This is a genomic window from Microvirga makkahensis (assembly GCF_009830105.1).
Classification (GTDB): domain Bacteria; phylum Pseudomonadota; class Alphaproteobacteria; order Rhizobiales; family Beijerinckiaceae; genus Microvirga; species Microvirga makkahensis.
The window spans coordinates 26,010-47,248 of sequence record NZ_WURB01000020.1 but is presented as its reverse complement, the minus strand read 5'-3'; the positions used below and the strand labels follow the sequence as shown (position 1 = coordinate 47,248).

The following is a 21,239-nucleotide window of genomic DNA, read 5'->3' as shown; positions in this document are numbered from 1 at the left end:
CAGACCCACCAGCGGAAACGGTCGGCGATGAGCGAAACGCCCGTTTCTCCAACACCCCGCATCGGTGCCGTCGCAATCGGCCGCAACGAGGGCGAGCGTTTGCGCTGCTGTCTGCACTCGCTCGTCGATCTCAGGCATAAGGTCATCTATGTGGACTCGGGGTCGACGGACCATAGCGTCGCTCTGGCGACCACGCTGGGCTGCGACATCGTCGCGCTCGATCTGAGCAGCCCCTTCACGGCGGCGGCAGCCCGCAATGCGGGTCTCTCCCGGCTCCTCGAAACAGCTCCCGACTGCGAGTTCGTCCAGTTTGTCGATGGGGACTGCGAAGTGGTCAGCGGATGGATAGCTTCGGCATCCACCTTCCTGACGCACCACAAGGACTATGCGGTCGTGTGCGGGCGCCGGCGGGAGCGTCATCCGGACAATTCAATCTACAACCGGGTCTGTGACCTCGAGTGGAACACACCGGCTGGCGAGGCCGAAGCCTGCGGCGGCGACGCCTTGATGCGCGTAGACGCCGTGCGCGGCGTCGGCGGATTCGATCCGGCTCTGATTGCCGGCGAGGAGCCGGAATTGTGCTCGCGGCTCAGGAAAGCAGGCTGGCGCATCATGCGCCTCGATGAAGAAATGACCCTTCATGACGCGAACATCACACGCTTCGGCCAATGGTGGCGACGTACCGAGCGGGCCGGCTGGGCCTTCGTGAACGGCGCCGTCATGGAAGCCCGCACCGGGCATCGCCGATGGGCTCGCGAGGCGGTACGTCCATGGGTGTGGTGTCTCGCCGTTCCGGCTCTTGCGCTTGCTCTCTGGCGACCTCTCGGCGTCCTGGGCCTGCTGCCGCTCCTTGCCTATCCGCTCGTCATGGCGCGCGCCGCGGCCGCTGCGATCCAGCGTGGCGGATCGATCCGGGACGCGCCCGCCCATGGAGCGCTCTCGGTCATCGGCAAGTTCGCCGAGCTCAAAGGGCAGCTCACATGGATACGTGATCACCTGCTCCGGCGCCCGCGGCGCCTGATCGAGTACAAGACTGCACTCACCAGATACCGCTCATAGCAGGTTGCGCTGCGGACTGGTCGAAAGTCCAGGGGATCGACCCCGTCGAAATCGAGGTAAGGGATGGAACAGGGCAGCGAGCGCGGCATTCAACACTATCTCGACCTGCTGAAGAGAAGATTCGGCCTCGTGGCCGGGATCATCCTGCTGCTCGCAGCCGTCGGTGCTGCAGTGGTGTTTTCCCTTCCGAGGATCTATCGTGGGGAAGCGGCTATTCTGGTAGATCCTCCGACCATCTCAGCGAGCCTGGGCGAGCCTGGCCGGCCATACCAGCCGACGGAACCGCTTCAGCTGGCCGAACAGCGGGTCCTGACCAGGGAGAATCTGCTCCGGCTCGCCGAAAAGTTCGATCTGTTTACAAAGCGTAGGGCTAGTCTCACGCCGGTGGAGATTGCCGACCTGATGCGCGAACGCACCCGGATCGCGCGCATCGAAGTCGGACCTGCAGCCCGCCCGCCAAACAGCCCGACCTTTACGTTCACGGTGGAGTTCGAGTACGAGAATCCTGAGCTGGCGGCCGCAGTGGCAGATGAGCTCGCACACGCTATTCTGAACGAGGATGTCCGCGCGCGGACCAGCCGGGCCGGCGATGCGGTCCAGCTGCTCGGCCGCGAAGTCAAGGATATGAGGGGTCAGATCGCCGCGATCGAGGACCAGATCTCAGGTCTTTCGCAGAAGAACATCGACGTGCTGCCGGGCCGGCCCGAGTTCCAGATGACACAGCTCGAGGCAAAGAGGAGCGATCTGGCCGAAAATGACGCGGCGATCCGCTCCCTGGACGACGAAAGGCGTCTGCTCGATCTTGAGCTGCGCATGAAGGCGGTCGGCGGAAGCGCCCCGGCCAGCGATACGCAGGCTCTTGAAATGCGGCTGCAGGAGATGAAGGAGCAGCTTGTCGACCGGACGTCGGTCTACTCGGACAAACACCCCGAGGTTCGGACACTGAAGCAGCAGATCGTCTCGATAGAGGAGCAAATCCGCAACGCGTCCTCCAGAGCTGAGCTTCCCGGACATATCGAAACCTCGCTCCTTCCCCCCAATCTGAGGCTCATTGCGGAGCGCATCAGAACCCTCGAAGACCGCAGAATCTTCCTGGACGAGCGGCGCCAGACCCTGCAGGCCAGCATCTCGGCCCTCCAGATCGGAATCGCGCAGGCCCCGGAAGTCGAGGCCGCGTTGAGGACGCTGCAGGGACGTCGGGATGCGCTTCAGAGGAGTCTTGACGAGCTGACCGGGCGCCTGACCGCCGCCGAGCTGGTGGAACGCCTGGAGCAGGACGAGCGATCTCAGCGCCTCAAGCTCATTGAGCGGCCTATCGTCCCGGACAAACCAGCCAAGCCCAACCGCTTGAAGCTCCTGATCGTTGTCCTTGGCGCCGCCGTCATAGCCGGATTCGGCACCGTCCTCGCCCTTGATTTCCTCGATCAGACGATCCGCAGCGCCAATGAGGTGCGATCTGCCACGGGAGGCATGCCGGTAACATGCATTCCGAAGATCATGACGAGACGGGAGGCGCGTCGACGCAGGATCAGACGGACTGTCGGCACTGCTTCCGTCGGTTCATTGATGCTCGTGTTGCTCTTCGCCGCTCATACCTACGTCATGCCCGTTCAGCAGATATGGGAAAAGGTCGAGCTCTTCCGCCGTAACTGAGAACGCGCTGAAGCCAAACCGAACGACACACGAATTGTTACGAGTCAGGTCATACAAATGGTGCAGATCACACAAGCCGCCGAGTGGATAGGATTGGACCAAGCCGTCGAGGCGGAGCAGTCGCTTGCACCCGTTCAGCGGATCGAGGTTTCAGTCGTATCGGAGCGCAGACACGGGGCTGCGGTGGAGTCCTGGAGCGCTGTCAAGGCCGTTTCCCTCTGCCCAGCTCACCTGGAGGACAACCGCATCGTCTCGCATGATGGCACAGACGAGCGCGCGCATCCCTTCGACCTGCTGAGAACCCAAGTCCTGCACGTCATGGACGAGCATGACTGGCAGGTGCTTGCAGTCGCCTCGCCCACCGACAGGAGCGGAAACACGACGACAGCCATCAACCTCGCCTTGAGCGTTGCGCGTCAGGGCGAGCGCCCGGTCGTGCTGGTCGATTTGAACCTCCGGCAGCCGCAGATCGCCAGGAGCCTGGGGTTGAACAGGCTGGTCGGCGTGATCGACTATCTGGATGGAAGGGCTCGTCTTCAGGACACGATGGTGAAGGTTGAGGTCTCGGGACGGAGCGCATTCGTGCTGCCCTGCGCCGCTTCGGGGGCGAACGCTCCGGATGTGATCGCGTCCAGCCGGACGAAGACCCTAATCCAGCGGTTGAAACGAGAGGGCGACCGCCCGCTCGTCATTCTGGACATGCCCCCCCTGCTCACCTCCTACGAGACGGTCGCACTCCTGCCTGAAGTCGACTGCATGCTGCTAGTGCTGGCGGCGGGGCACTCGACCATGGCGGAGCTCGATGCCTGTAGAGGCCACTTGGAGGCGACGAACATCGTCCGGGTCGTTCTAAATAGCGATCGCGGCTGAAAGCACGGGCAGGCCGCTTAATTCGAAATCTCAGGGAAGACGGTTGCCTCGACCCATGTATGATGATGCTGTAAGAAGAAGAGGCACGGAGCCGGTGAGCGCGCTGCACACACCGGGCTTGCTGCCACAGCGATCCACCGTACGCGTCTCCTCCCGAGCCAGACGGACGATAGCGTTCAACAAGGGCCAAGCATGATCAATGACGCTGTTGCCGCTCCTTTACGCAAACGCATTCTCCGCGCGAGTGGATGGACGCTCATTCAGAACGGCGCATCGCTATCGCTCCGGTTGTTCGGCAATCTGCTGCTGACCCGCCTACTCACGCCGGAAGCCTTCGGTCTCATGGCGGTCATCCAAGCGCTCGTGGTCGCACTAGCGCACCTCTCCGATGTCGGCATCTCCCAGAATATCGTGGTTCACCGTCGAGGAGACGATCCGGACTTTCTAAACACTGTCTGGACCGTGCAGATCCTGCGCGGTGTCCTCATCCTGATCGCCTCGGCGGCTTGTGCCGTCGGGATTTTCCTGCTTGAGCAGGCCGGTTGGTTTAGGCCCGGCACGGTTTATACGGACCCGCAACTCCCCTATGTCATCGTAGCCTTCTTCTTCTACGTTCTGATTTTGGGCTTCGAAACGACAAAGGTGCAGCAAGCCCGCCGGAATATGCAGCTCGAACAGATCACCATGATCGAGCTGATGAGTCAGGCGGCCGCCCTGATCGTCATGTTGATTCTCGCTACCACTTTCCGGAATGTCTGGGCGCTCGTCGCCGGCTCACTTGTGGCGGCGACACTCAGGGTAGTTGCCGGACACCTTATCCTGTCAGGGCCGCGTAACCGCATCATGTGGGATCCGAGTGCCTGGACCGACATTCTGAGCTTCGGCAAATGGATCTTTCTCAGCTCTGTCATGGGATTTCTTCTTGTCAGCGGCGATCGGATCCTTCTCGGAGCGATCGTCGACTCGACCGTTCTGGGGGTCTACTCCATTGCCGTTCTACTGCTCGGCGTTCTGTATTCGACCTTCTACGCCATCATCGGATCGGTCGTGTTTCCGACCCTGAGCGAGGTGTTCAGGAATCACCCGAATGATCTGCGGCAGGTGCATCGACGATTCCAGTTGCAAGCCGATGTGGCGCTCTTCGGACTGGCTGGCTTTCTATTCGTGGCCGGACCGGCGATAGTCGACCTCCTGTACGACGATCGTTACAGAGAGGCCGGAACGATGCTAGCGGCGCTCTCGCTCGGCTTGATCGGCGCACGCTCCTCCATCTCCGAGCAAGGGTACCTGGCCATGGGCCAGGTGCGCTACCAAGCGGCCGCGAATTTCTGCAGGGTCGCTGTGCTATGTCTTGGCCTGCCGCTTGGGTTTGCATTGTACGGCATCGATGGTGCTCTCGTAGCTCTTATCCTCACCCAGTATGCGGGCTGGCCGGTCACCATACGCTTCGCGATGCGCAACGGCCTCTTCCAGCCGGGCGGCCTACTCATCGGCCCGCCGCTGTTCATCGCCGGTGCGGCTCTGGGGTGGTTGGGGAGAAGCGCCATGCTCCTTGTGATGCAATGAAGCAGGGGCTGAGCCGCTGGCGTCTATGTCTCGGTGACGGCAGTCGCACGGCGGGGCGGCGGGTGGGGAGGCGCGAACCGGTCGGTGAAGACGCGGGTCGTCCGACCGCGCGTGCTTCGCTCGGACGTGCAGTTTCAGTCTGCCCGGGGAATACCGGCAAGCACCTTGCCTGAACAGGCTTGAATGATCGCGGTTTCCGCGCGAGCCTTATCGAGGGTCTTCTGCGCGAAAGTGCCGCCAGCCTTGCGACACGACGTTCCGAGAGGCAGAACCTCCCAGGCCGTATCGTGAGGATCAGGCGATTCTGCCCTTGAGACCTGTCGATCGCATCCCTTGAAGCTCGTCTTGATGCGCGCTCAGGCTTGCGTTCGGGGCAGCGGAGGCGAGGCCGGCGAGATCGCGCGCATGCTCCATTCGTCGCTCGAACTCTTTCTCGAACGTGTGCTCGCGAGCAAAGGCAAGGCTGCGGAGACTATGGGAGTCAATGTCCTCATCGCTGAGTGCGGTAATCCGGGCGGCCAGGAGAGCAGGCCGGTTGATGGGCGTTGCCCAACCGGCCCGGCTGGCTTCCATGACGCCGTGAAAGGCCTCATTCGAATAGCCTACGATGGGCACACCGCACGCCATGGTTTCCAGATAGGTACATGATGGGTCGCCCTGCCGGTGACAGCAGACGAACAGATCAATTTCGTCGCGAATGAAAGGCAAGAGTTCCTGCTCGAAATCGAGATTGCCTTTGAAGCACACGACGTCGTCGAGGCCACGCCGCTTGACCTCGTGCCGCATCCGAGGTTCGAGAGTGCCGGAGCCGCAAATGAACAGCCTGAAGGGCCGCCCCGACCTGCGCAGGGCGTCCGCCACCACCACCAAGTCGTCCGCGCCCTTGATGGCGATGAGGCGCCCCGAGAAGACAAGCCGCAACTCGCCGCGACGGCGCCGGTCCTTGAATCGACGGTGCAGGGCAGATTCGTCAGCCAGCATGCTGGTCCTGACGCGGGTGTCGAAGAACAGTATCGTGCATGGATTGATCCGCCGGTAGGCTTCGTAGGTCGGGATTCCATTGCACTGCACCCCCGATGCAGCCGCAACGGCCCGCCGTATCCTCCACTCTTCCCCGAAGAGCCAGAGGGCTTGTCGCGCGAAGCGCAGTGGGCCCGGCGCGTTTGTCCTGGCGATCTGCAGCCGGGTGCGCAGCGAATACTCGGCACCATAGATGCAGGGAACATTCAAGTGGGCGCATAGTTGCGCCAAATGGGTCTGCCGATAATGGACGGCCAGCATCGCAACGGCAGCGCCCTGCAGAACGCCCGCAATCTCCAGACTCTCATGAGGTAAAACCGTGAGCTCGAAGGGCAGATCCTCCTGTCGGACAGCTACGTTATCGAGGTTGTCTGAGGCGTCTGGAGCAGGCTCCATCACCACCTGAACGGGGCCTGGCCACGAGCGCTGGTACTCGCAAAGCCCGGAGATGAACTTTCTGGTGAGGATGAAGCGGTCACCCGACCGCGCGACCGGCAAGGTGGGCAAGACCACGAGACGTGGCCCATTCGACATAACGGCGTTCCCATTCATCAAGACGCTGCAACCCCTTTAGACCCATTGACCTGTCGTCAGGCAGATCAGAATGCCTTCGCCAACGGCCCGCAGGCTCGCCGTACCGTCACGATGGAAGGCAAATCCTCCTGCTTCAATGCTTCTTTGAGGGTACCTCATGTCTCTGCCAACAGAGTCGTAGAGATGAGAATCCGTCCCACCGGCAGCCTGTGCGTCGTATGCCGTAGAAGCATCGCGACGGCGCTCCGGAGAATAGGGGTTACACTCGAAATGCCGGATTATATTCCGGTCGACCTCATTGTATCCTTCAGCCGTCCGCACCATCCCAAATGCCGGCGCACAAGCGCCAGAATGACTGATCGACCGGCCGGGGCCTGCGTGGGATCGTCCTGGTGAACAAGGCTTCACAACCGGATACGAAGGCTGCACATTCGCAATGTCCGAGAACATACGAGCGCTGGTCTATATTCTGATCCTGTCGATCCCAACCTTCTATGTTGGGCGGATCGTCTCAGCCGACCTTGTGTCACGGAAAGAGTTCGCCGTTTGGCGAAACGCTTGGTATGCCAGCACCATTGCGGTATTCCTGTCCGGAAATTTTTTCGTCTTTGCCGCCGCGTTGGCGGCCATCTGCTGGTACGCGCGTACAGGCACCTCCCGGCTTCCTCTCTATATCATCCTGCTCTTCACGACGCCGCCGGTTGCCGTCACCGTTGGCGGCTTCGGCCTCGTGCATTACCTCTTGCTCCTCAATCATGCCCATGTCCTGTCCATGCTCCTGCTCCTACCGGTGCTGCTCTCCGGCCACGGCGGATCAGCCCAACGGACCTCATCGGGAGCATATCCTTCCGCAGCGTGGACTACGCCGCCGTCCCCTGAGATGAGACGATCGCGACTGGGAAATGTTTGCGACATCCTGGTGGTGGCTTTCGTCGTCCTTCAGACTGTCCTGCAGTACCGGGAGGCCGGAACGACGCACGTCATTAGAACGGCGGTGATCCACACGTTGACCATCGCGCTGCCCTACTTTGCCTTCAGTCGAGGCGTGAGGAGCATCGACGAGGTCATGAAGATCCTGCTGGCCTTCGTGATCGCAGTTCTCCCGCTGGCGCTGATCGGAGTGTTCGAGGTGGCCAAGAGCTGGCTTCTCTATCCTCCTGTCGCCTCGAGTTGGGGTGTTCCGCTCATCCACGCCTATATCACCCGTGAGGGCTCTCTGCGTGCCACAGCGTCGGCCGAGGGGCCGATCGTCTTCGGCTACTTGGTGATGGTCGCCATCGGCTGCCTGATCGCCACGAGCGGAGAGCTGTTCAGGACCGTCAAAGTGCGTGCTGCGCTCGCGATTCTAGCAGCTGGCTTGGTCGCCAGCCTATCTCGCGGGCCCTGGGTAGGAACAGCCGTGCTGCTGCTTATCCTGGTCATGATCAGTCCCCGCAGAGCCGCGAATTCGTTCAAGCTCATCGGCGCCGGTGTTCTGATGGCGCCGGTGTTGTTCACGCCGGTAGGGGAACGGGCCTTGCGTCTTCTGCCGTTCGTCGGCTCCGTCGATGTGGAGAATGTTGACTACAGGAAACAGCTTTTGGAGAACTCCCTCTTGGTGATCGAGCGAAATCTTCTGTTCGGCTCGGCCGATTATCTCTCTACTCCGGAGATGCAGGAGATGGTCCAGGGCCAGGGTATCATAGACGTCGTCAACACCTTCGTGCAGATCGCTCTTGAGTCCGGGGTCGTCGGCCTCGCATTGTTCGTGCTGTTCTTCAGCTGCGTCCTGCTCGGATTGGCCGGCCTGCTGAAGCAGGAGGCCAGACCTGGTCTCAACCTGCGCGCGGTCCTGGCAACACTCGTGGCCATTCTGGTGACGATCATGACCGTCAGTAGCATCTCCTTTATCCCATATGTCTACTGGATAATGGCTGGGCTTAGCATTGGGCTGGTGCGGACCGCCCAGGTCAGGAGACAGCCGATGGATGCGTCAGCTTCCCCGACCCGACCGACAGGGAATCTCCGGATCGGCATGCCCATGCCCCCTAGTCGGCCCAGAGGACTGCTCTCGCCTGCCCGCACCTGTGTGTCAGACGATGACGCGCGGCGGGCCTCAGAAGCGGAATGATGTTCCGTAAAGCCCTTAAGGCGGTCGGGAAGGATGGCGGCTCAGCGCGCGAGGGCGCTGGTGTCCTTGCCAGCGGTCGCTATCCGCTCCAGCGGGAACGGGCCGGAAAACAATGAGCCTCAGGTCCGCCAGCGATGGGACGCGGCCGGAGACGCGGCCGTCGCTTTCTCAAGCCCTCATATGAGCCGCGCCGGAATACCGACTGCCGTCGCGCCGGCCGGAACATCGGTCAGGACGACAGCATTGGCCCCGATCCGCGCGTGCTCGCCCACGATGACCGGACCGAGAATCTTGGCTCCCGCGCCGATGTCCACATGCCCGGCAATTCGCGGCAATCCTCCATCGATGGTCCCGATGGTGACCTGCTGGAAGATGAGACAATTGGGACCGATCTGCGCGTCAGGATGAATGACGATGCCGTTCGGATGGGGGAGGAGCAACCCGCCCCCGATCTGGCAATTGAGCGGGATATCCGCGCCGGTCACAACGCTCCAGAAACGGTGCCGAAGGACCGCCCATCGCCGCTGCAAAGCCGCCCAGGGCGTTTGCGATGCGCCTGCCCGCTGGTAGGCGCGGATGCTGGCTATGAGAGATCGAGAGGGACACCAGCTCAGGAAGGTTTTGACCTCCCGTGAGAAGTCCGGTTCGGTGGACGACACGCTTTGTCGAGTGGAGCGCATCAGCTGCATGGCCTGATCCATCATCAAACACCTCGTGGACGGATAAGCGGGATCGCCCTCGGCTTGCACTGCGGGAGAGCCATCCGATTCTGGCAGCCCGTCCTCATCGTTTCAGGCTGCCCATGCAGTGGAGGTCTCCTTCAAATGCTTGCTCAAGGTCTCGGCAACGCGCAAGGCATTGGCCGCGATCGTGAGGCTCGGATTGGTGCCGCCGCTGGTCGGCATAAAGGATGCATCGACAACGTAAAGATTGTCGAGGTCATGGGCCTTGCAGTTGGAGTCGAGCACGCTCGTGGCAGGATCATGGCCGAAGCGGCAGGTTCCGCAGGGATGCCCGTAGTTGAGTTGCACGTCGAGCTGGAGCGACAGACTACGGAAGCGGCCGAGCGCCGCTCTCAGGAGCCTGCGCGCCCGCCGCGCTCGCTGTCGGAGTTCGTCGGGAATATCGTAGATGACGCGAATGCGGTTCGGATCGGCGGGATCAAGAATCACCCGGTTTCCAGGCTGAGGCATGTCCTGGATGACCATGGTGAAGACCGTTGCCTGCCCGAACAGGAATGCCCCGAACGTGGCCGGAATGCGCAGCAGCTGACGAAGGGGCGCGAAACGCCGGAAGAGGCTGCGATCGAACCAGCTGACAAGATAACCATACACTTCGCTGAAGCCGGCGGAGAGCCCCGTTGATTGGATCATGCCGAGTCGCATCCCGTCCCGGACATAGAAGTCCCGTAGGCCGATCGTTCTGCGGGGGCCGCTGGTTGCCAGTTTTCGCTGCGGCCACACAGCGATCCATTCGTTCGCGTGGAACATCAGGTTGCACCCCACGAGACCAGACCCATTGGCGACACCGCTTGGCCAGATGTCGTTTTTCGACCGAAGGAGAAGGGCCGGGCTATGGTAGGCACCGGCCGCCAGAACGATGATTCGTCCGCGCAGCCGATAGAGCCGTCCCTTATGACGGCAGATGACCGCTTCGACCCGCTGAGCACCCGCTTCGAGTCGCTCCGCTTCGCATTCCGCAAGCAGGACTGCGCGGCCGGTCCGCAACGCAGGAGCCAGACACACGGATCGGGCGTCGCTCCTGCAATCGCGCTCGCATCGCCTGCCGCCGCATTCAGCGCAGCCTGGCGCGTACCCAAAACCCACGTGAAGGCGGTAGGGATGGAGGCCCATCTTCGCGAAGTTTTCCATGAAATGCTCGTCAACCGCGCTCGCGCGGGGCGGAGGACGGAGATTCCTCTGCGGTTGCGGCGAGAGCGGATCGACCGTTCCCACGACCCGATAGAGGTGCTCCGCCTCCTCGTAGTACTGAACCATGTCGCTCCACGAGACCGGCCATCCTCCTGTCGGATGCGGCAGCTCCGCGAGAAACTCGATGTCGCTGCGCTCGAAGCGCTCAAGGGTGGCTGCATAGAGGATCGACGATCCCCCTGCGCCGCATCCGAGGGGCGCGAAGATATGGCTCTCCCGGCCGTCAACCTGCGTGGTGATGCGCTCAGGCCAGTGGGCGGAGTCGAGACGCTCGCCGCTGCTCTCGATCTCCACGCCCATCGAGACCGGACCGGTGAAGTTCGCCTTGCCTTTCTCGATGAAGAGAACCCGATGCCCTCGCTCTGCGAGGCTGTATCCGATCGTAGCACCGCCAATACCCGTGCCGACGATGACGGCATCCCACAACTCGTCGGCCAGCGAACTGGGATCGGCTTCTACTTCAGATATGTCGGACATCCGGCTGCTTTCACGAGTTCGCAAGAAGCATAGGTCGTCTGGATGGTACAGGCCTGCCGATGGGTTGCAATGCCGAGCCGGCCGGGATGCCCATAATTTCCAACATGAGTCCTTTTGGTCCGCCGCGCGCGCGAGGGCCAGCGCGTAGCCCACACATTGGGTAGTCGCGGAGCGAGCCGCCCTTAGGCCGGATGGTCACTGCATGGAAGAATGGGTGGTTGTTCCCCGATAAGATGGAAAGACGGGCTCACGACTGGACGCCGGGCCCAAGCATCGAACGGAGAACAAGCATGGGTGAGTATATCGGCCTTGACGTGTCCTTGAATGAAGCGGCGATTTCCGTGCGGCGGGACGGCACGCGGATCTGGCGCGGCAAATGCCCCTCTGACCCGAACCTGATCGCCGAGGTCCTGCGCAAGCGTGCGCCCGAGCCGAAGCGGGTGGTCTCCGAGACCGATCCTTTATCGGTGTGGTTCTATCATGCGCTGAGTGCTGAAGGGCTGCCGGCCATCTGCGTCAACGCCCGCCACGCCAAGGCCGCCCTCGACATGGCACCCAACAAAACCGACGCCAATGATGCCGATGGCTTGGCCCATCTGGCCGAGGTCGGCTTCTACCGCGAGGTGCGGGTGAAGGGCTGTGACAGCATGCTGATCCGCACGCTGGTGGCCGCACGGACCCGATCGGTCCAGATCACAACCGAGCTGCCCAACCAGGTCCGCGGGCTCATGAAAACGTTCGGGCTGGTCGTGCCGCGCGGCAAAGGCGGCACGTTCGAAGCCGAAGTCCAGCGCCTATTGGTGGGCCAGGAAGAGCTCGCCCGGATCATCCTGCCGGTGCTGGAGGCTTGGCGCAGCGTGCGCAGCGGGCGTCCGCCTTGGGGTGGCAGCTTCTCGCCAGTGCCCGGCAGAGTGCGGCCTGTCAGCAGTTGATGTCGATCCCCGGCGTGGCGGCGATCACCGCCACCTCGTTCACGGCCGCCATCGAGGATCCGGCAAACTTCAAGAAGTCGCGCTCGGTCGGCGTTTGGCTGGGGCTGACGACCCGCCGCTACCAGACCGGCGAGGTCGACTATGACGGCCATATCTCCGGGCGCGGCGATGCTCATCTGCGAGGGCTGCTCTATGAGGCCGTAACCGTGATCCTGGCACGCACCCATGCCGACAGTGACCTGCGCTAATGGGGATTTCAGTTGAGGGAGAGGATCGGCTTCAAACGGGCAGCCGTTGCTGTGGCGAGGAAGCTCGCCGTCATCATGCATGCGATGCTCAAATCCGGCGAACCGTTCAGCCGGGCAGGCAATGCCATCGCCTGATCCAGACGGAACTCCGATGCGCCTGTCCTGAGGTGTGCTGAGGCGTCCCTGCCGGGACGTGGATGAACCATTCCGCCTAGGCTGTTGCACCTGCTAGCCTCAAGCCCGCAGCGTGCGTTCCACACCTTGGAAGGTTCCTCCTGCGCAGCTCCATCATGCGGCGACTGCTGTCGGCTGTTCCGTGCATCACCGGCCCCATAAGCCGACCATTGCAGCAACGAGGACGCTGCAAGGAAGTTCAAGCGCCTCCGCGCCGGTTCAGAGAAGCTCGCGCCGAGGGCCCGCGCACGCTTTCTGGTTTATCCCGCGCCATACCGCTCTCGAGGCGCGAGGAGGCGCGATAGGCGAGGGTCGGAAATGACACTATCCTCGTGACCTGTCGGTGCGGATCCACTCCGGGAGGTGTCCGAGGCGGCGATAGATCCGAACTTTCTGCATCAGATGACCTGCCAGCTCCGGCAGGTCTCGCACCCCGAGAATCCGCCGGCCGAACCGCGCCCAAGCCAGCGTCAGACTGCCCGCCGTCAGCAAACCGGCAATCGTCGCCAGCAACAGGGGCATCAGGCCGTACCCGACCAGAGCCGCCGCCGCACAAGCCAGCCACACCAGTCCGACCACGGCGCTCAGTAGGCTCAAGGGCGGCACCAGAAGGTCGAGCGCCAGCGCCAGCAGATCCCGATTGCCGGTCCGTAGCCCTCGCCAGAGCGCCCGCGGCGCCTCCTGCACAAGCGTGCGGGTCGAGCCGATCTCCCAGCGCTGCCGTTGGGTAATAATGCCGGTCTCCGAGGCCGGAAAGGTGCTCTCGACGTAGGCGGCAGGGTAGAACAGCGCAGCTCTGCCGCGGGCGGCGAGATCGAGCCCGAGCTTGACGTCCTCCACTAGATGGCCACTGGCCAGATCGACGGCTGCGAGGGGCTGCCATGGAAAGGCCATGCCGGTGCCCATGAGCTGGCACGGCAGCCCGAGTCTTGCCAGCCCGAGCGGCCGCACATGGTTCTTGAGCATCCAGGCCAGTTCCTGAACCCGCCGCCGCTGCCCTTCTCGCGCCGACTTCATGACATAGAGCGCCTGAGTGGGCCGACCTGCGGCGAAGGCCGTCTGGGCGAGGGGCAGAATGGAGCCTGGAGCCACACGGCAGTCAGCATCAATGATGACCACCGTCTCAGGTGGGTCTTGCCGCAAATGGCGCAGGCCCCAGTCGAGGGCATAGCCCTTGCCGCGGCGCTCCGGATCTTGACGCTCGCTGACCTCGGCGCCGGCCGCTCGCGCCACGGCGGCGGTGTCGTCGGTGCAGTTGTCGGCGACCACCAGCAGCCGATCGCAGGGCCGCAGCTGCGCCGCGATATCCTGCAGAGTTTGTCGAATGCCGGCTTCCTCATTGTGGGCCGGCACGATGACCGCAATGGTTCCGGGTCCGAGGAAGCGGCCGGGGCGCCAGGTGCGACTGACAGGGCTCTTGAGAGCGGAGGCGGCCAGAACCTCGGCCGCAAGAATGAGCGAGGGAAAGCAGACCAGAGCGGCCAAAGCACCTAGTGTCATATCCAGCATAGGATACGCACCGCTTTGTCAAACCATGCATGCTGCACATATGGCTTCAAGCGGCTGGTGCTGGTTCGGTCGGCTTGCCGCGAAGCGGGAGCGTCTATGCATTTCATGCTGCTCAGATCCTTGCAATACGTAAAACTGGCAGCGGCCAACGGCGATGTAAATTACCCCTTTTTTCCTCTTTTCTGCCCCTATTCCTACTTTGGGAACTGCCTCACTCCATCCTTAATGGCGGGACGTGCGTTCGACCTAGCTTGAGAGTGACGTGTGGGATTCGACCATGAGCTTCCAATCGATATGCTGACGTCGAGCAGCGGCTCGCGTGACATGCGTATGCTGGCGAGAGCCACGAAGGTCGCCCGATACGGTGTTCTGGCCCTCGCGGTGGCTGCGAGTGCGACCGAGGCCGCCGGAGCCGGCAGCCAGGCGAGCCTATCCAAAGGCCGAACTGAGCCTGCCTTGAGCCTCGTTCCGCCCCCCCGAGAGGCAGCACGGATTTTCGTGTCGGGACACAGCCTGACGGACCGCCCGCTACCGGACTATCTTGCGACCATCGCCGACAGCCTTGGCACACCTGCAGTCTGGAACCAGCAAAATTTATTCGGCTCCTCGATCCGCGAGCGTATCCGCGGGCGCGGTGCTGGAGAAACGGGCTGGGTGGGTTATAGCCAGGGGGAGAACCGCGACGGGCAGGGCCTGAACGTCATCAACGAGCTGCGCAGGCCGCAGACCATCGACACCGATCGGTACGATGCGCTGATCATCACTGAGCAGCACACGCTGCTGGGTTCCCTGATCTGGAATGACACGGTCCGCTATCTTCGGCACTTCCATGACCGGATCATCGAAGGAAATCCGCAGGCGACGACCTATCTCTATCATTCCTGGATCAGCCTGAACGATAAGGATAATCCCAATCGATGGATTGCCTACGAGCGGGAAGCGCTTTCGGCGTGGCAGTGTGTTGCGGCGCGTATCAACCAGTCTCTGGCAGCAGAAGGACGCACGGATCGAATTTCCTCCCTGCCGGCTGCTGCTGCCTTAGCTGCCCTCGTGGAGCGTGCTACGCAGGGCGCTGGTCTGCCGGGTATCAGCGGGGAAAGCGTGCGGCAGACAATGGAGCGGCTCTTCCGGGACGATGTGCATCTGACGCCGCTGGGAACGTATTATATCGCTCTTGTGAGCTATGCCATCGTCTATCGCCGCTCGCCGTTGGGTGCTTGGGCGCCCTCAGAAATCGACCAGACACAGACAGCTACTCTCCAACAGATGGCATGGACCTTCGTGACGGACATTGCGCGCGATCAGCAGGCCAACTCTCTAGAGGCGTGCCGCGCCATCGTCAGCAATGAGTTTGTGTACACCTACTGGTCGTATATCCGCGATACCTACTGGCGCCAGGAGGGCAATACGATTCAAGCCTACGCGAAATGGCTGCAACATCTTGCCCGCTGGCGTTACCGCCTCTCGCGTGAAGATGAAGATAACCCACTCTATTACAGCGCCGCTCATGATCGCACCTACTGGTATTCCCCACCGGATTGACCTACGCGCGCATCCTCTCTCCACCCTAGTCGAGAAGATCTCACCAATGGCCTTTGCGGGACGAACGAAAATCAAATCATACTTTGCCGTGCTGGCTCTTGCCTTGTTTGGAGGAACTGCCAATCCAAGCGAGGCGCAGATTTCGGCTCCATCTCGTGTCCAGGAGCCTGCCCGACGTGCGGGACTTGGAATCAATTTGGCCGAGATAACCTATTGGACGACGGAGCACCCGTTTACCAATCTCGCCCTGCATGCATCGCGCTGGCGTACTCAGCCTCGCGGAAAGCCGTTTACCTGGGACGTCCCGTTGCCGCCCATGACAGACGACAATTATCCGAAGGCAGTGCCTCAAGGATCAGGAATGGAGAGCTTCCTCCTTGGCACTTCCGCTCGCGGTCATCTCCCAAAAGAGCTGGTCGTCCTCTACGACGGCAAGGGTCGGCTGCAATACACGTTTGGGGCGCACCTGAAACAGCGCGGAGCAGGACGTGACATCATTACCGATCTTGGCGGCGAGCGGGGTGCGATAGCCGTACAGATCGTTGAAACCGACCCTGCTGACCCTTTACGAAACATTCGGCTGCACGAGCCGAATGTTCCTACCAATCCGCCGACATTTCGTCAGGCCTTTCTCGACCGTTGGGCAGGCATGTCCGTTCTTCGCTTCATGGACTGGATGCAAACGAACAATTCGAAAGTGCGCCGTTGGGAACAAAGACCTCCGAAGGCGAGCTTTACTCAAGCTGAAGGTGGAGTCGCTCTCGAGTACATGATCGGGCTATCCAATGTGCAGAAGGCGGCACCTTGGTTCTGTATTCCGCATCTGGCCGACGACGAATACGTTCGTCATTTCGCCGAGCAGGTCAAGCAAGAGCTTGATCCTTCGTTGCCTGTCTATGTCGAGTACTCCAACGAGGTCTGGAACGGGATCTTCGAGCAATCCAGGCATGCGGCCCGAATGGGAACGCAGCTAGGCCTCTCCTCGAACGAATTCGAGGCGCAGCTTCGCTATTATTCTCAACGCACGACCGAGGTGCTGAAGATCTGGGAGCAGGTCTTTGCCGACCAGAAATCAAGGATAATCGGCGTATATGCAGCCCAGGCAGCGAATCCTTGGACGAGCTCTACGGTCTTGGAATGGGGCGAGGCGCGCCGCTACGCCGACGTCCTTGCAGTAGCGCCCTACTTCGGGAATGCGCTCGGCGATCCTAAGCGGCAGGGGCAGGTCGTCGGTTTGTCGGTCGATCAAGTCTTGCAGACTCTCGCCCGGGAGGTCGAAATGGAAAACAAGAAGATGATCGAAAGCCAAGCGGCGGTCGCCCGGGCGATGGGCGTCAGATTGGTTGCCTACGAGGGCGGGCAGCACCTCGCCGGATATGCGGGTTCCGAGAACAATCCAAAGCTCGAGCAGCTCTTTCTGTCAGCCAACCGGCATCCACGAATGAAGGACATTTACCTGTCTCACCTCAATCATTGGAAGGCGGCGGGAGGCGATCTGTTTGTGCTCTACAATTCCATGGGTGTGTACGGCAAATGGGGAAGTTGGGGGCTTCTCGAAACAGAGCAGCAGGATCCATCGACAGCACCCAAATGGGAGGCGGTGCAGCAGTTCATGCGAGATAACGCCCTAGCCCAAGGCCAGCATGGCGAGTAGGCTGGTACTCTTCAGCGGCACCGTTGGGTTCGATTCCAATCGCCTTCATAGAACATGGAAAGCAGAATGCCCCGGGATCTCGTCTCTATCGTGGTTGAAAGCCGTTTGAACCCTATTCGCCGTTTACTCGCGTCCGCCGTAGGATGTGGCGAAGGATCACGGTTGCTCGCGACTGTTCCGTCGAAACCGTTTCAAGTGACAGGGAGAAATGCGATGGCCCGTCTTGGGAGGATTGGAGGCGGCCTTCCTGTGCCCCGATTGACTGCATTGCCCTGGCTCGGTTCGCTCTGCTGGAGCCTGTGGATTGCCTCCGCCGCGGCGCAAACGGCACCTTACCAATTCAAGGCAGGGGATCTCATCGAAGTCTGGGTGGCGCAGCAGCAGACTCTCAACCGGCAGATCGTCGTCAGGCCCGACGGTCGTATATCGATGCCTCTCGCCGGTCATTTGCATGCGGAAGGGCTTACTCCTGAAGAGCTCGAGACTGCGCTGACGCAGCGGCTCCAAGAGTTCTTCAAAGACAAGCTCAACCTGACCGTCATGCTGAGCCCAGCGCCTGAACAGGATCCTCCAATGATCTATGTCGCCGGAGACGTCGATCAGCCTGGTGCTTACCGGTACCGGGCTGGAATGACTGTTCTCCACGCCGTCAGCGTCTCTGGAGGGTTCTTCCGGACGGAGATTGAGGCGAGCCGCGACCGCGCCATTGAGCTACGCGGCGAGTCTGAAGCCCTGCAGCGGCAGTTGGTCACCCTTCTCGTTCAGGAGGCAAGGCTGCGGGCTGAGCTCGATGATCAACAATCCATCGAGATGCCTGCCGAGATTGCCGCGCATCGGGACTCCGTTGCCAGCGAGGTCCTGCAGCGGGAGCGAGTGCTGCTGGACAGACGCCGCCAAAAATACCGCGGCCAGATCGAAGCGGTTGAGTTGCTCAAAGATACGGCCAAACGGGAAGTCGACGCTGTCAGAAATCAGATTGCCACGACCGATAAACAGATTGAGCTGATCAGCAGGCGCTATGAGAATATCCAGTCTTTGGTTTCCAAGGGGATTGCAACGGACTCACGACTGCTGGAGATCGAAATCTCCCTAGAGGAGCTCAAGCGAACCAGGTCTCAACTGCAAGCGGACTTGACAAGAGCCGAGAGCAACGTCATCCAAAACACGGCCGCTCTTCCGGATATTCAGAATCAGCGCCAGATTGAGCTGCAATCGGAGCTCCAGCAGACGGAACGCAACCTCGATGAACTTCGTTCAAGGATGAAGATGAGTCAGGACCGTCTGATGCATCTTGATGGCGCATCCCAGTCGTCCGACCGCTCGATCATCGGAACCAGATCCTGGCAGTATGTAATACTTCGCACTGAAGCTGGCCGTGTTCAAGAAATCCCCGCCACCGAGCTCACTCAAATTCAGCAAGGAGACCTGATCAGGGTCGATCCGGCACCCGGAGGGGAATCGTCGGCCGGCACACGGCCCCGTCGGGAGGCCCGCCGCGAGCGCGGGTGACAGAGGCTCCACTTTCTGAAGAGCGCATCGTGGAATGCGGAAAAGCGGGTCCACTTTTCACTGACGCGGCCCTTCGGGTCCGCACGATGCGCTAGGGCATCTCTTTTCGAAGTGGTGCCGGTTCGCCATTGAAATCGCGGTACAATGAGGAGAAAAGCCTATTCGATGCAAATGGAAGCAGATCTGAAGCCGGTGATGTCTTGCAACTTGAGAGACGTTATGCGGGATGCTCCCATTGCCCCGTTGTCTGGCGGATCGGCTCCAATCCGTGATCTCTCCTCATCGATAAAAGGTATACGGTCAATGAGCAAAGGCTGGCGTCAGCTGCAGCCCGTGACCTTGGCGCAGAAGCGGGGTTCAGGATAGGACATTTCGCCCGATCGCCACTTGAATCAAGCGTTCGATCTTCTCCGCCTCGCGGGTCACGTCATGGCGCTCAAGGACGCGCTGCCGCGCGGCTCGCCCCATTTGCGACCATTCCTCAGGCTCTTCCGACAGAGCATCCCGCATGGCATCCGCCAGCAATCCGGCGTCGCCGGCAGGCACCAGCCATCCCGTCGTACCAGGAATTACAAGTTCAGGAATTCCGGCTACGTATGTTGAGACCACCGGACGCCGCATGGCCATTGCCTCCATGAGGACCACCGGGAGCCCCTCGGCAAAGCTCGGGAGCACGACGATGCGGGACTGCATGATTTCCGCTCTCACGCCCTCATTTGAAAGCCACCCCGTGATATGGACGATATCGTCGAGTTCAAGTTCCGTTATCCGGTTCTCAATACGCTTCCGCAGTGGACCATCGCCCGCTAGGGTCAGCCTGAACCGAAGGCCTTGCGCCCGGAGTTTGGCTGTGGCTTCCAACAGAAGAAAATGTCCCTTCTGCTCTGCGAGGCGAGCCACACAAACGAAACTTGGCCCTGGAATTTTGTCGTGGCCTCGGTCGGGGTAGAAATCGCAATCGAGACCGCAATGTACGACCTGTAACTTGGGCCATTGGTCTGGATCGATCCATCGTTTGAGCTGGCTCCGACCGTAGGAGCTCACAGCCACTACGAATGATGCTGACTTCATCTTGTCTGAGAGCGCGATCGATCTCGGCCCGTCGAATTCCTCGGGCCCGTGCACCGTGAGGGAGTATGAGATCCCAGCGATTACGTGAGCCAGGAGAGCTATCGTGGCTGGGTTCGTGCCAAAATGGACATGCAGGTGTTCAACCTGGTCGTGGCTGCACCAGTCGGCAATAATGGCGGCTTCGATGAGGTAGGCGAGGTGTCGAATTAGGCCACGATCAGATCGAAAGCCAATGCGTAGACTCGCTCCGAGAGCTCTCATTGTGCCGAGCGGGTGCCGGATAACAGTTCGTGTGAATGCTGCGAGAAGATCGACTGACTTCTGGCGGAGAATATGCTTGGTTTTGGCTTTCTCGGCGAGGTCACCTTCATCGACCAGTTCGACTTCCCGGTAGTTCAAGGCATAACGCAGCACAGTGTTGCCGCGCGCCTCAAGCGCAATAATTTCCCGCCGGATGAAGCTATGCGATGGGGCAGGGTATTGGTTGGTGAGATAGGCGACTGTCACCCTGGATCGATCTCTGTCTGCGCGTAGGTGCGCTACTTCGAAATCGACCTGCGATGAGATTCCAGCTGTCGCATGCAGGGGCGGAACTAGCCTCTGCCTTGCCGATGCCTTACTCTTGCTTCTCATCGCGAGACCCTTTCGCGCATCATGCCGATGAATGTCTATCGTCGCTGTTGGCGTTCATGCTGAGGGTATCCATGCATCGTGTCGTAGCATTGTCGTTCCCGTACGTCTGGAGAATTCTCGGCCATCGATTGGCGAAGACCACACCGCCCAGGGTACGCGGGCTGCCTTTTCGGCAGTGCTGTTAAGAAGTCGGCGCATCACTTCACACCACATGGTAATCACCAGCTCGGTAGATGAGCGCCGGCCGATTGGAGTCGGACCGGACTGCTCGTACTCCTCCTACAAACAAGGTGTGCGTGCCATGGTCGAGCTGGTTGATTACATCGCAGTCAAGCACTGCGATGGCATCGATAAGGACTGGTGAGCCCGTGGCCAGTACGGTCCAGTCGCTATCTGCAAAACGATCAAGACCACGGCGCCTCGTACGACCTGCGAAGCAATCGGAGAGAATGCGTTGCTCTGCGGCCATCACGTTAACGCAAAAGCTTCCGGATTGGAGGATTGCGCGATGACCATCTGTTTCCTTGTTGACACAGACGACGAGGCTTGGAGGCTCTAGCGAAAGCGAGCAGAGCGACGTGACGGTAAGCCCGCGGCGTTGATCTCCCTGTCCGGCCGTGACGATGCTGACGGTGGCGGCCAATTCCCGCATTGCCAACCGGAATTCCGTCGGCCCGGTCAATCTCTCTGAGGCAATCGAACTCGCAGGCATGTGTTTCGTCATTTGGGCCTCCGCCCTTGCCTCTT

At 61.0% G+C, this 21,239-nt stretch carries 14 protein-coding genes and 1 pseudogene; 9 read left to right on the top strand and 6 right to left on the bottom strand.

The annotated features are described in order from the left end of the window. The first annotated feature begins 27 nt into the window (after positions 1-27). The 4 genes from GR328_RS20195 to GR328_RS20180 all read left to right on the top strand — a co-directional run bounded on the left by GR328_RS20195 (position 28) and on the right by GR328_RS20180 (position 5,148). Positions 28-1,059 (top strand): glycosyltransferase family 2 protein, encoded by a 1,032-nt coding sequence (locus GR328_RS20195; RefSeq protein WP_160887021.1) that lies wholly within the window; start codon positions 28-30, stop codon positions 1,057-1,059. 63 nt (positions 1,060-1,122) lie between these two features. Beyond that, positions 1,123-2,712, top strand: coding sequence for a GumC family protein (locus GR328_RS20190; RefSeq protein WP_160887020.1), 1,590 nt, complete (start codon positions 1,123-1,125; stop codon positions 2,710-2,712). Between the two features lie 57 nt (positions 2,713-2,769). Then, entirely contained in the window at positions 2,770-3,582 is an 813-nt protein-coding gene (locus tag GR328_RS20185; protein WP_160887018.1) for a CpsD/CapB family tyrosine-protein kinase, read from the top strand. Between the two features lie 192 nt (positions 3,583-3,774). Further along, positions 3,775-5,148 carry an oligosaccharide flippase family protein gene (locus GR328_RS20180; RefSeq protein ID WP_160887016.1) on the top strand — a complete coding sequence of 458 codons (1,374 nt, stop codon included), beginning with the start codon at positions 3,775-3,777 and terminating at the stop codon, positions 5,146-5,148. 294 nt (positions 5,149-5,442) lie between these two features. Here the strand turns inward: GR328_RS20180 and GR328_RS20175 are convergent, their stop codons facing one another. Beyond that, entirely contained in the window at positions 5,443-6,702 is a 1,260-nt protein-coding gene (locus GR328_RS20175) for a glycosyltransferase (protein ID WP_160887014.1), read from the bottom strand. Between the two features lie 436 nt (positions 6,703-7,138). On the opposite strand from GR328_RS20175, the gene GR328_RS20170 reads away from it, so the two are divergent. Then, the gene (locus tag GR328_RS20170; protein ID WP_160887012.1) at positions 7,139-8,812 is read left to right on the top strand and encodes an O-antigen ligase family protein; all 1,674 of its coding nucleotides are present in this window, start codon (positions 7,139-7,141) and stop codon (positions 8,810-8,812) included. A 176-nt stretch (positions 8,813-8,988) separates the two neighbouring features. On the opposite strand, the gene GR328_RS20165 is transcribed toward GR328_RS20170, so the two are convergent. Next, on the bottom strand, positions 8,989-9,501 hold the full coding sequence (locus GR328_RS20165) for a serine O-acetyltransferase (RefSeq protein WP_246215999.1): 513 nt from the start codon (positions 9,499-9,501) through the stop codon (positions 8,989-8,991). A gap of 102 nt (positions 9,502-9,603) precedes the next feature. Then, complete coding sequence (locus tag GR328_RS20160; RefSeq protein WP_160887010.1) at positions 9,604-11,220, bottom strand: GMC oxidoreductase; 1,617 nt, start codon at positions 11,218-11,220, stop codon at positions 9,604-9,606. A gap of 290 nt (positions 11,221-11,510) precedes the next feature. Here GR328_RS20160 and GR328_RS20155 point away from each other — a divergent pair. After that, positions 11,511-12,535, top strand: a pseudogene (locus GR328_RS20155) (IS110 family RNA-guided transposase). A gap of 363 nt (positions 12,536-12,898) precedes the next feature. Here GR328_RS20155 and GR328_RS20150 read toward each other — a convergent pair. Next, positions 12,899-14,083, bottom strand: coding sequence for a glycosyltransferase family 2 protein (locus GR328_RS20150; RefSeq protein WP_160887008.1), 1,185 nt, complete (start codon positions 14,081-14,083; stop codon positions 12,899-12,901). A gap of 264 nt (positions 14,084-14,347) precedes the next feature. On the opposite strand from GR328_RS20150, the gene GR328_RS20145 reads away from it, so the two are divergent. The 3 genes from GR328_RS20145 to GR328_RS20135 all read left to right on the top strand — a co-directional run bounded on the left by GR328_RS20145 (position 14,348) and on the right by GR328_RS20135 (position 18,788). After that, a complete protein-coding gene (locus GR328_RS20145; protein ID WP_160887006.1) occupies positions 14,348-15,625 on the top strand; it encodes a hypothetical protein in 1,278 nt (425 codons plus the stop codon). A gap of 46 nt (positions 15,626-15,671) precedes the next feature. Further along, positions 15,672-17,279, top strand: coding sequence for a hypothetical protein (locus tag GR328_RS20140; protein ID WP_246215998.1), 1,608 nt, complete (start codon positions 15,672-15,674; stop codon positions 17,277-17,279). A gap of 213 nt (positions 17,280-17,492) precedes the next feature. Beyond that, on the top strand, positions 17,493-18,788 hold the full coding sequence (locus tag GR328_RS20135) for a polysaccharide biosynthesis/export family protein (protein ID WP_160887004.1): 1,296 nt from the start codon (positions 17,493-17,495) through the stop codon (positions 18,786-18,788). 357 nt (positions 18,789-19,145) lie between these two features. Here GR328_RS20135 and GR328_RS28340 read toward each other — a convergent pair whose 3' ends face one another. Both GR328_RS28340 and GR328_RS20125 read right to left on the bottom strand, forming a co-directional pair. Further along, the gene (locus tag GR328_RS28340) at positions 19,146-20,366 is read right to left on the bottom strand and encodes a glycosyltransferase (protein WP_160887002.1); all 1,221 of its coding nucleotides are present in this window, start codon (positions 20,364-20,366) and stop codon (positions 19,146-19,148) included. Between the two features lie 328 nt (positions 20,367-20,694). Continuing rightward, on the bottom strand, positions 20,695-21,216 hold the full coding sequence (locus tag GR328_RS20125) for a flavin reductase family protein (protein WP_246215997.1): 522 nt from the start codon (positions 21,214-21,216) through the stop codon (positions 20,695-20,697). Positions 21,217-21,239: the final 23 nt, after the last annotated feature.

Excerpts from the sequence above, each read along its gene's own strand:
- GR328_RS20190 (WP_160887020.1), top strand. The coding sequence starts at position 1,123 with ATGGAACAGGGCAGCGAGCGCGGCATTCAACACTATCTCGACCTGCTG.
- GR328_RS20180 (WP_160887016.1), top strand. The coding sequence starts at position 3,775 with ATGATCAATGACGCTGTTGCCGCTCCTTTACGCAAACGCATTCTCCGC.
- GR328_RS20185 (WP_160887018.1), top strand. The coding sequence starts at position 2,770 with ATGGTGCAGATCACACAAGCCGCCGAGTGGATAGGATTGGACCAAGCC.
- GR328_RS20175 (WP_160887014.1), bottom strand. The coding sequence starts at position 6,702 with ATGTCGAATGGGCCACGTCTCGTGGTCTTGCCCACCTTGCCGGTCGCG.
- GR328_RS20160 (WP_160887010.1), bottom strand. The coding sequence starts at position 11,220 with ATGTCCGACATATCTGAAGTAGAAGCCGATCCCAGTTCGCTGGCCGAC.
- GR328_RS20135 (WP_160887004.1), top strand. The coding sequence starts at position 17,493 with ATGGCCCGTCTTGGGAGGATTGGAGGCGGCCTTCCTGTGCCCCGATTG.
- GR328_RS20165 (WP_246215999.1), bottom strand. The coding sequence starts at position 9,501 with ATGCAGCTGATGCGCTCCACTCGACAAAGCGTGTCGTCCACCGAACCG.
- GR328_RS20140 (WP_246215998.1), top strand. The coding sequence starts at position 15,672 with ATGGCCTTTGCGGGACGAACGAAAATCAAATCATACTTTGCCGTGCTG.
- GR328_RS20170 (WP_160887012.1), top strand. The coding sequence starts at position 7,139 with ATGTCCGAGAACATACGAGCGCTGGTCTATATTCTGATCCTGTCGATC.
- GR328_RS20195 (WP_160887021.1), top strand. The coding sequence starts at position 28 with ATGAGCGAAACGCCCGTTTCTCCAACACCCCGCATCGGTGCCGTCGCA.
- GR328_RS20150 (WP_160887008.1), bottom strand. The coding sequence starts at position 14,083 with ATGCTGGATATGACACTAGGTGCTTTGGCCGCTCTGGTCTGCTTTCCC.
- GR328_RS20125 (WP_246215997.1), bottom strand. The coding sequence starts at position 21,216 with ATGACGAAACACATGCCTGCGAGTTCGATTGCCTCAGAGAGATTGACC.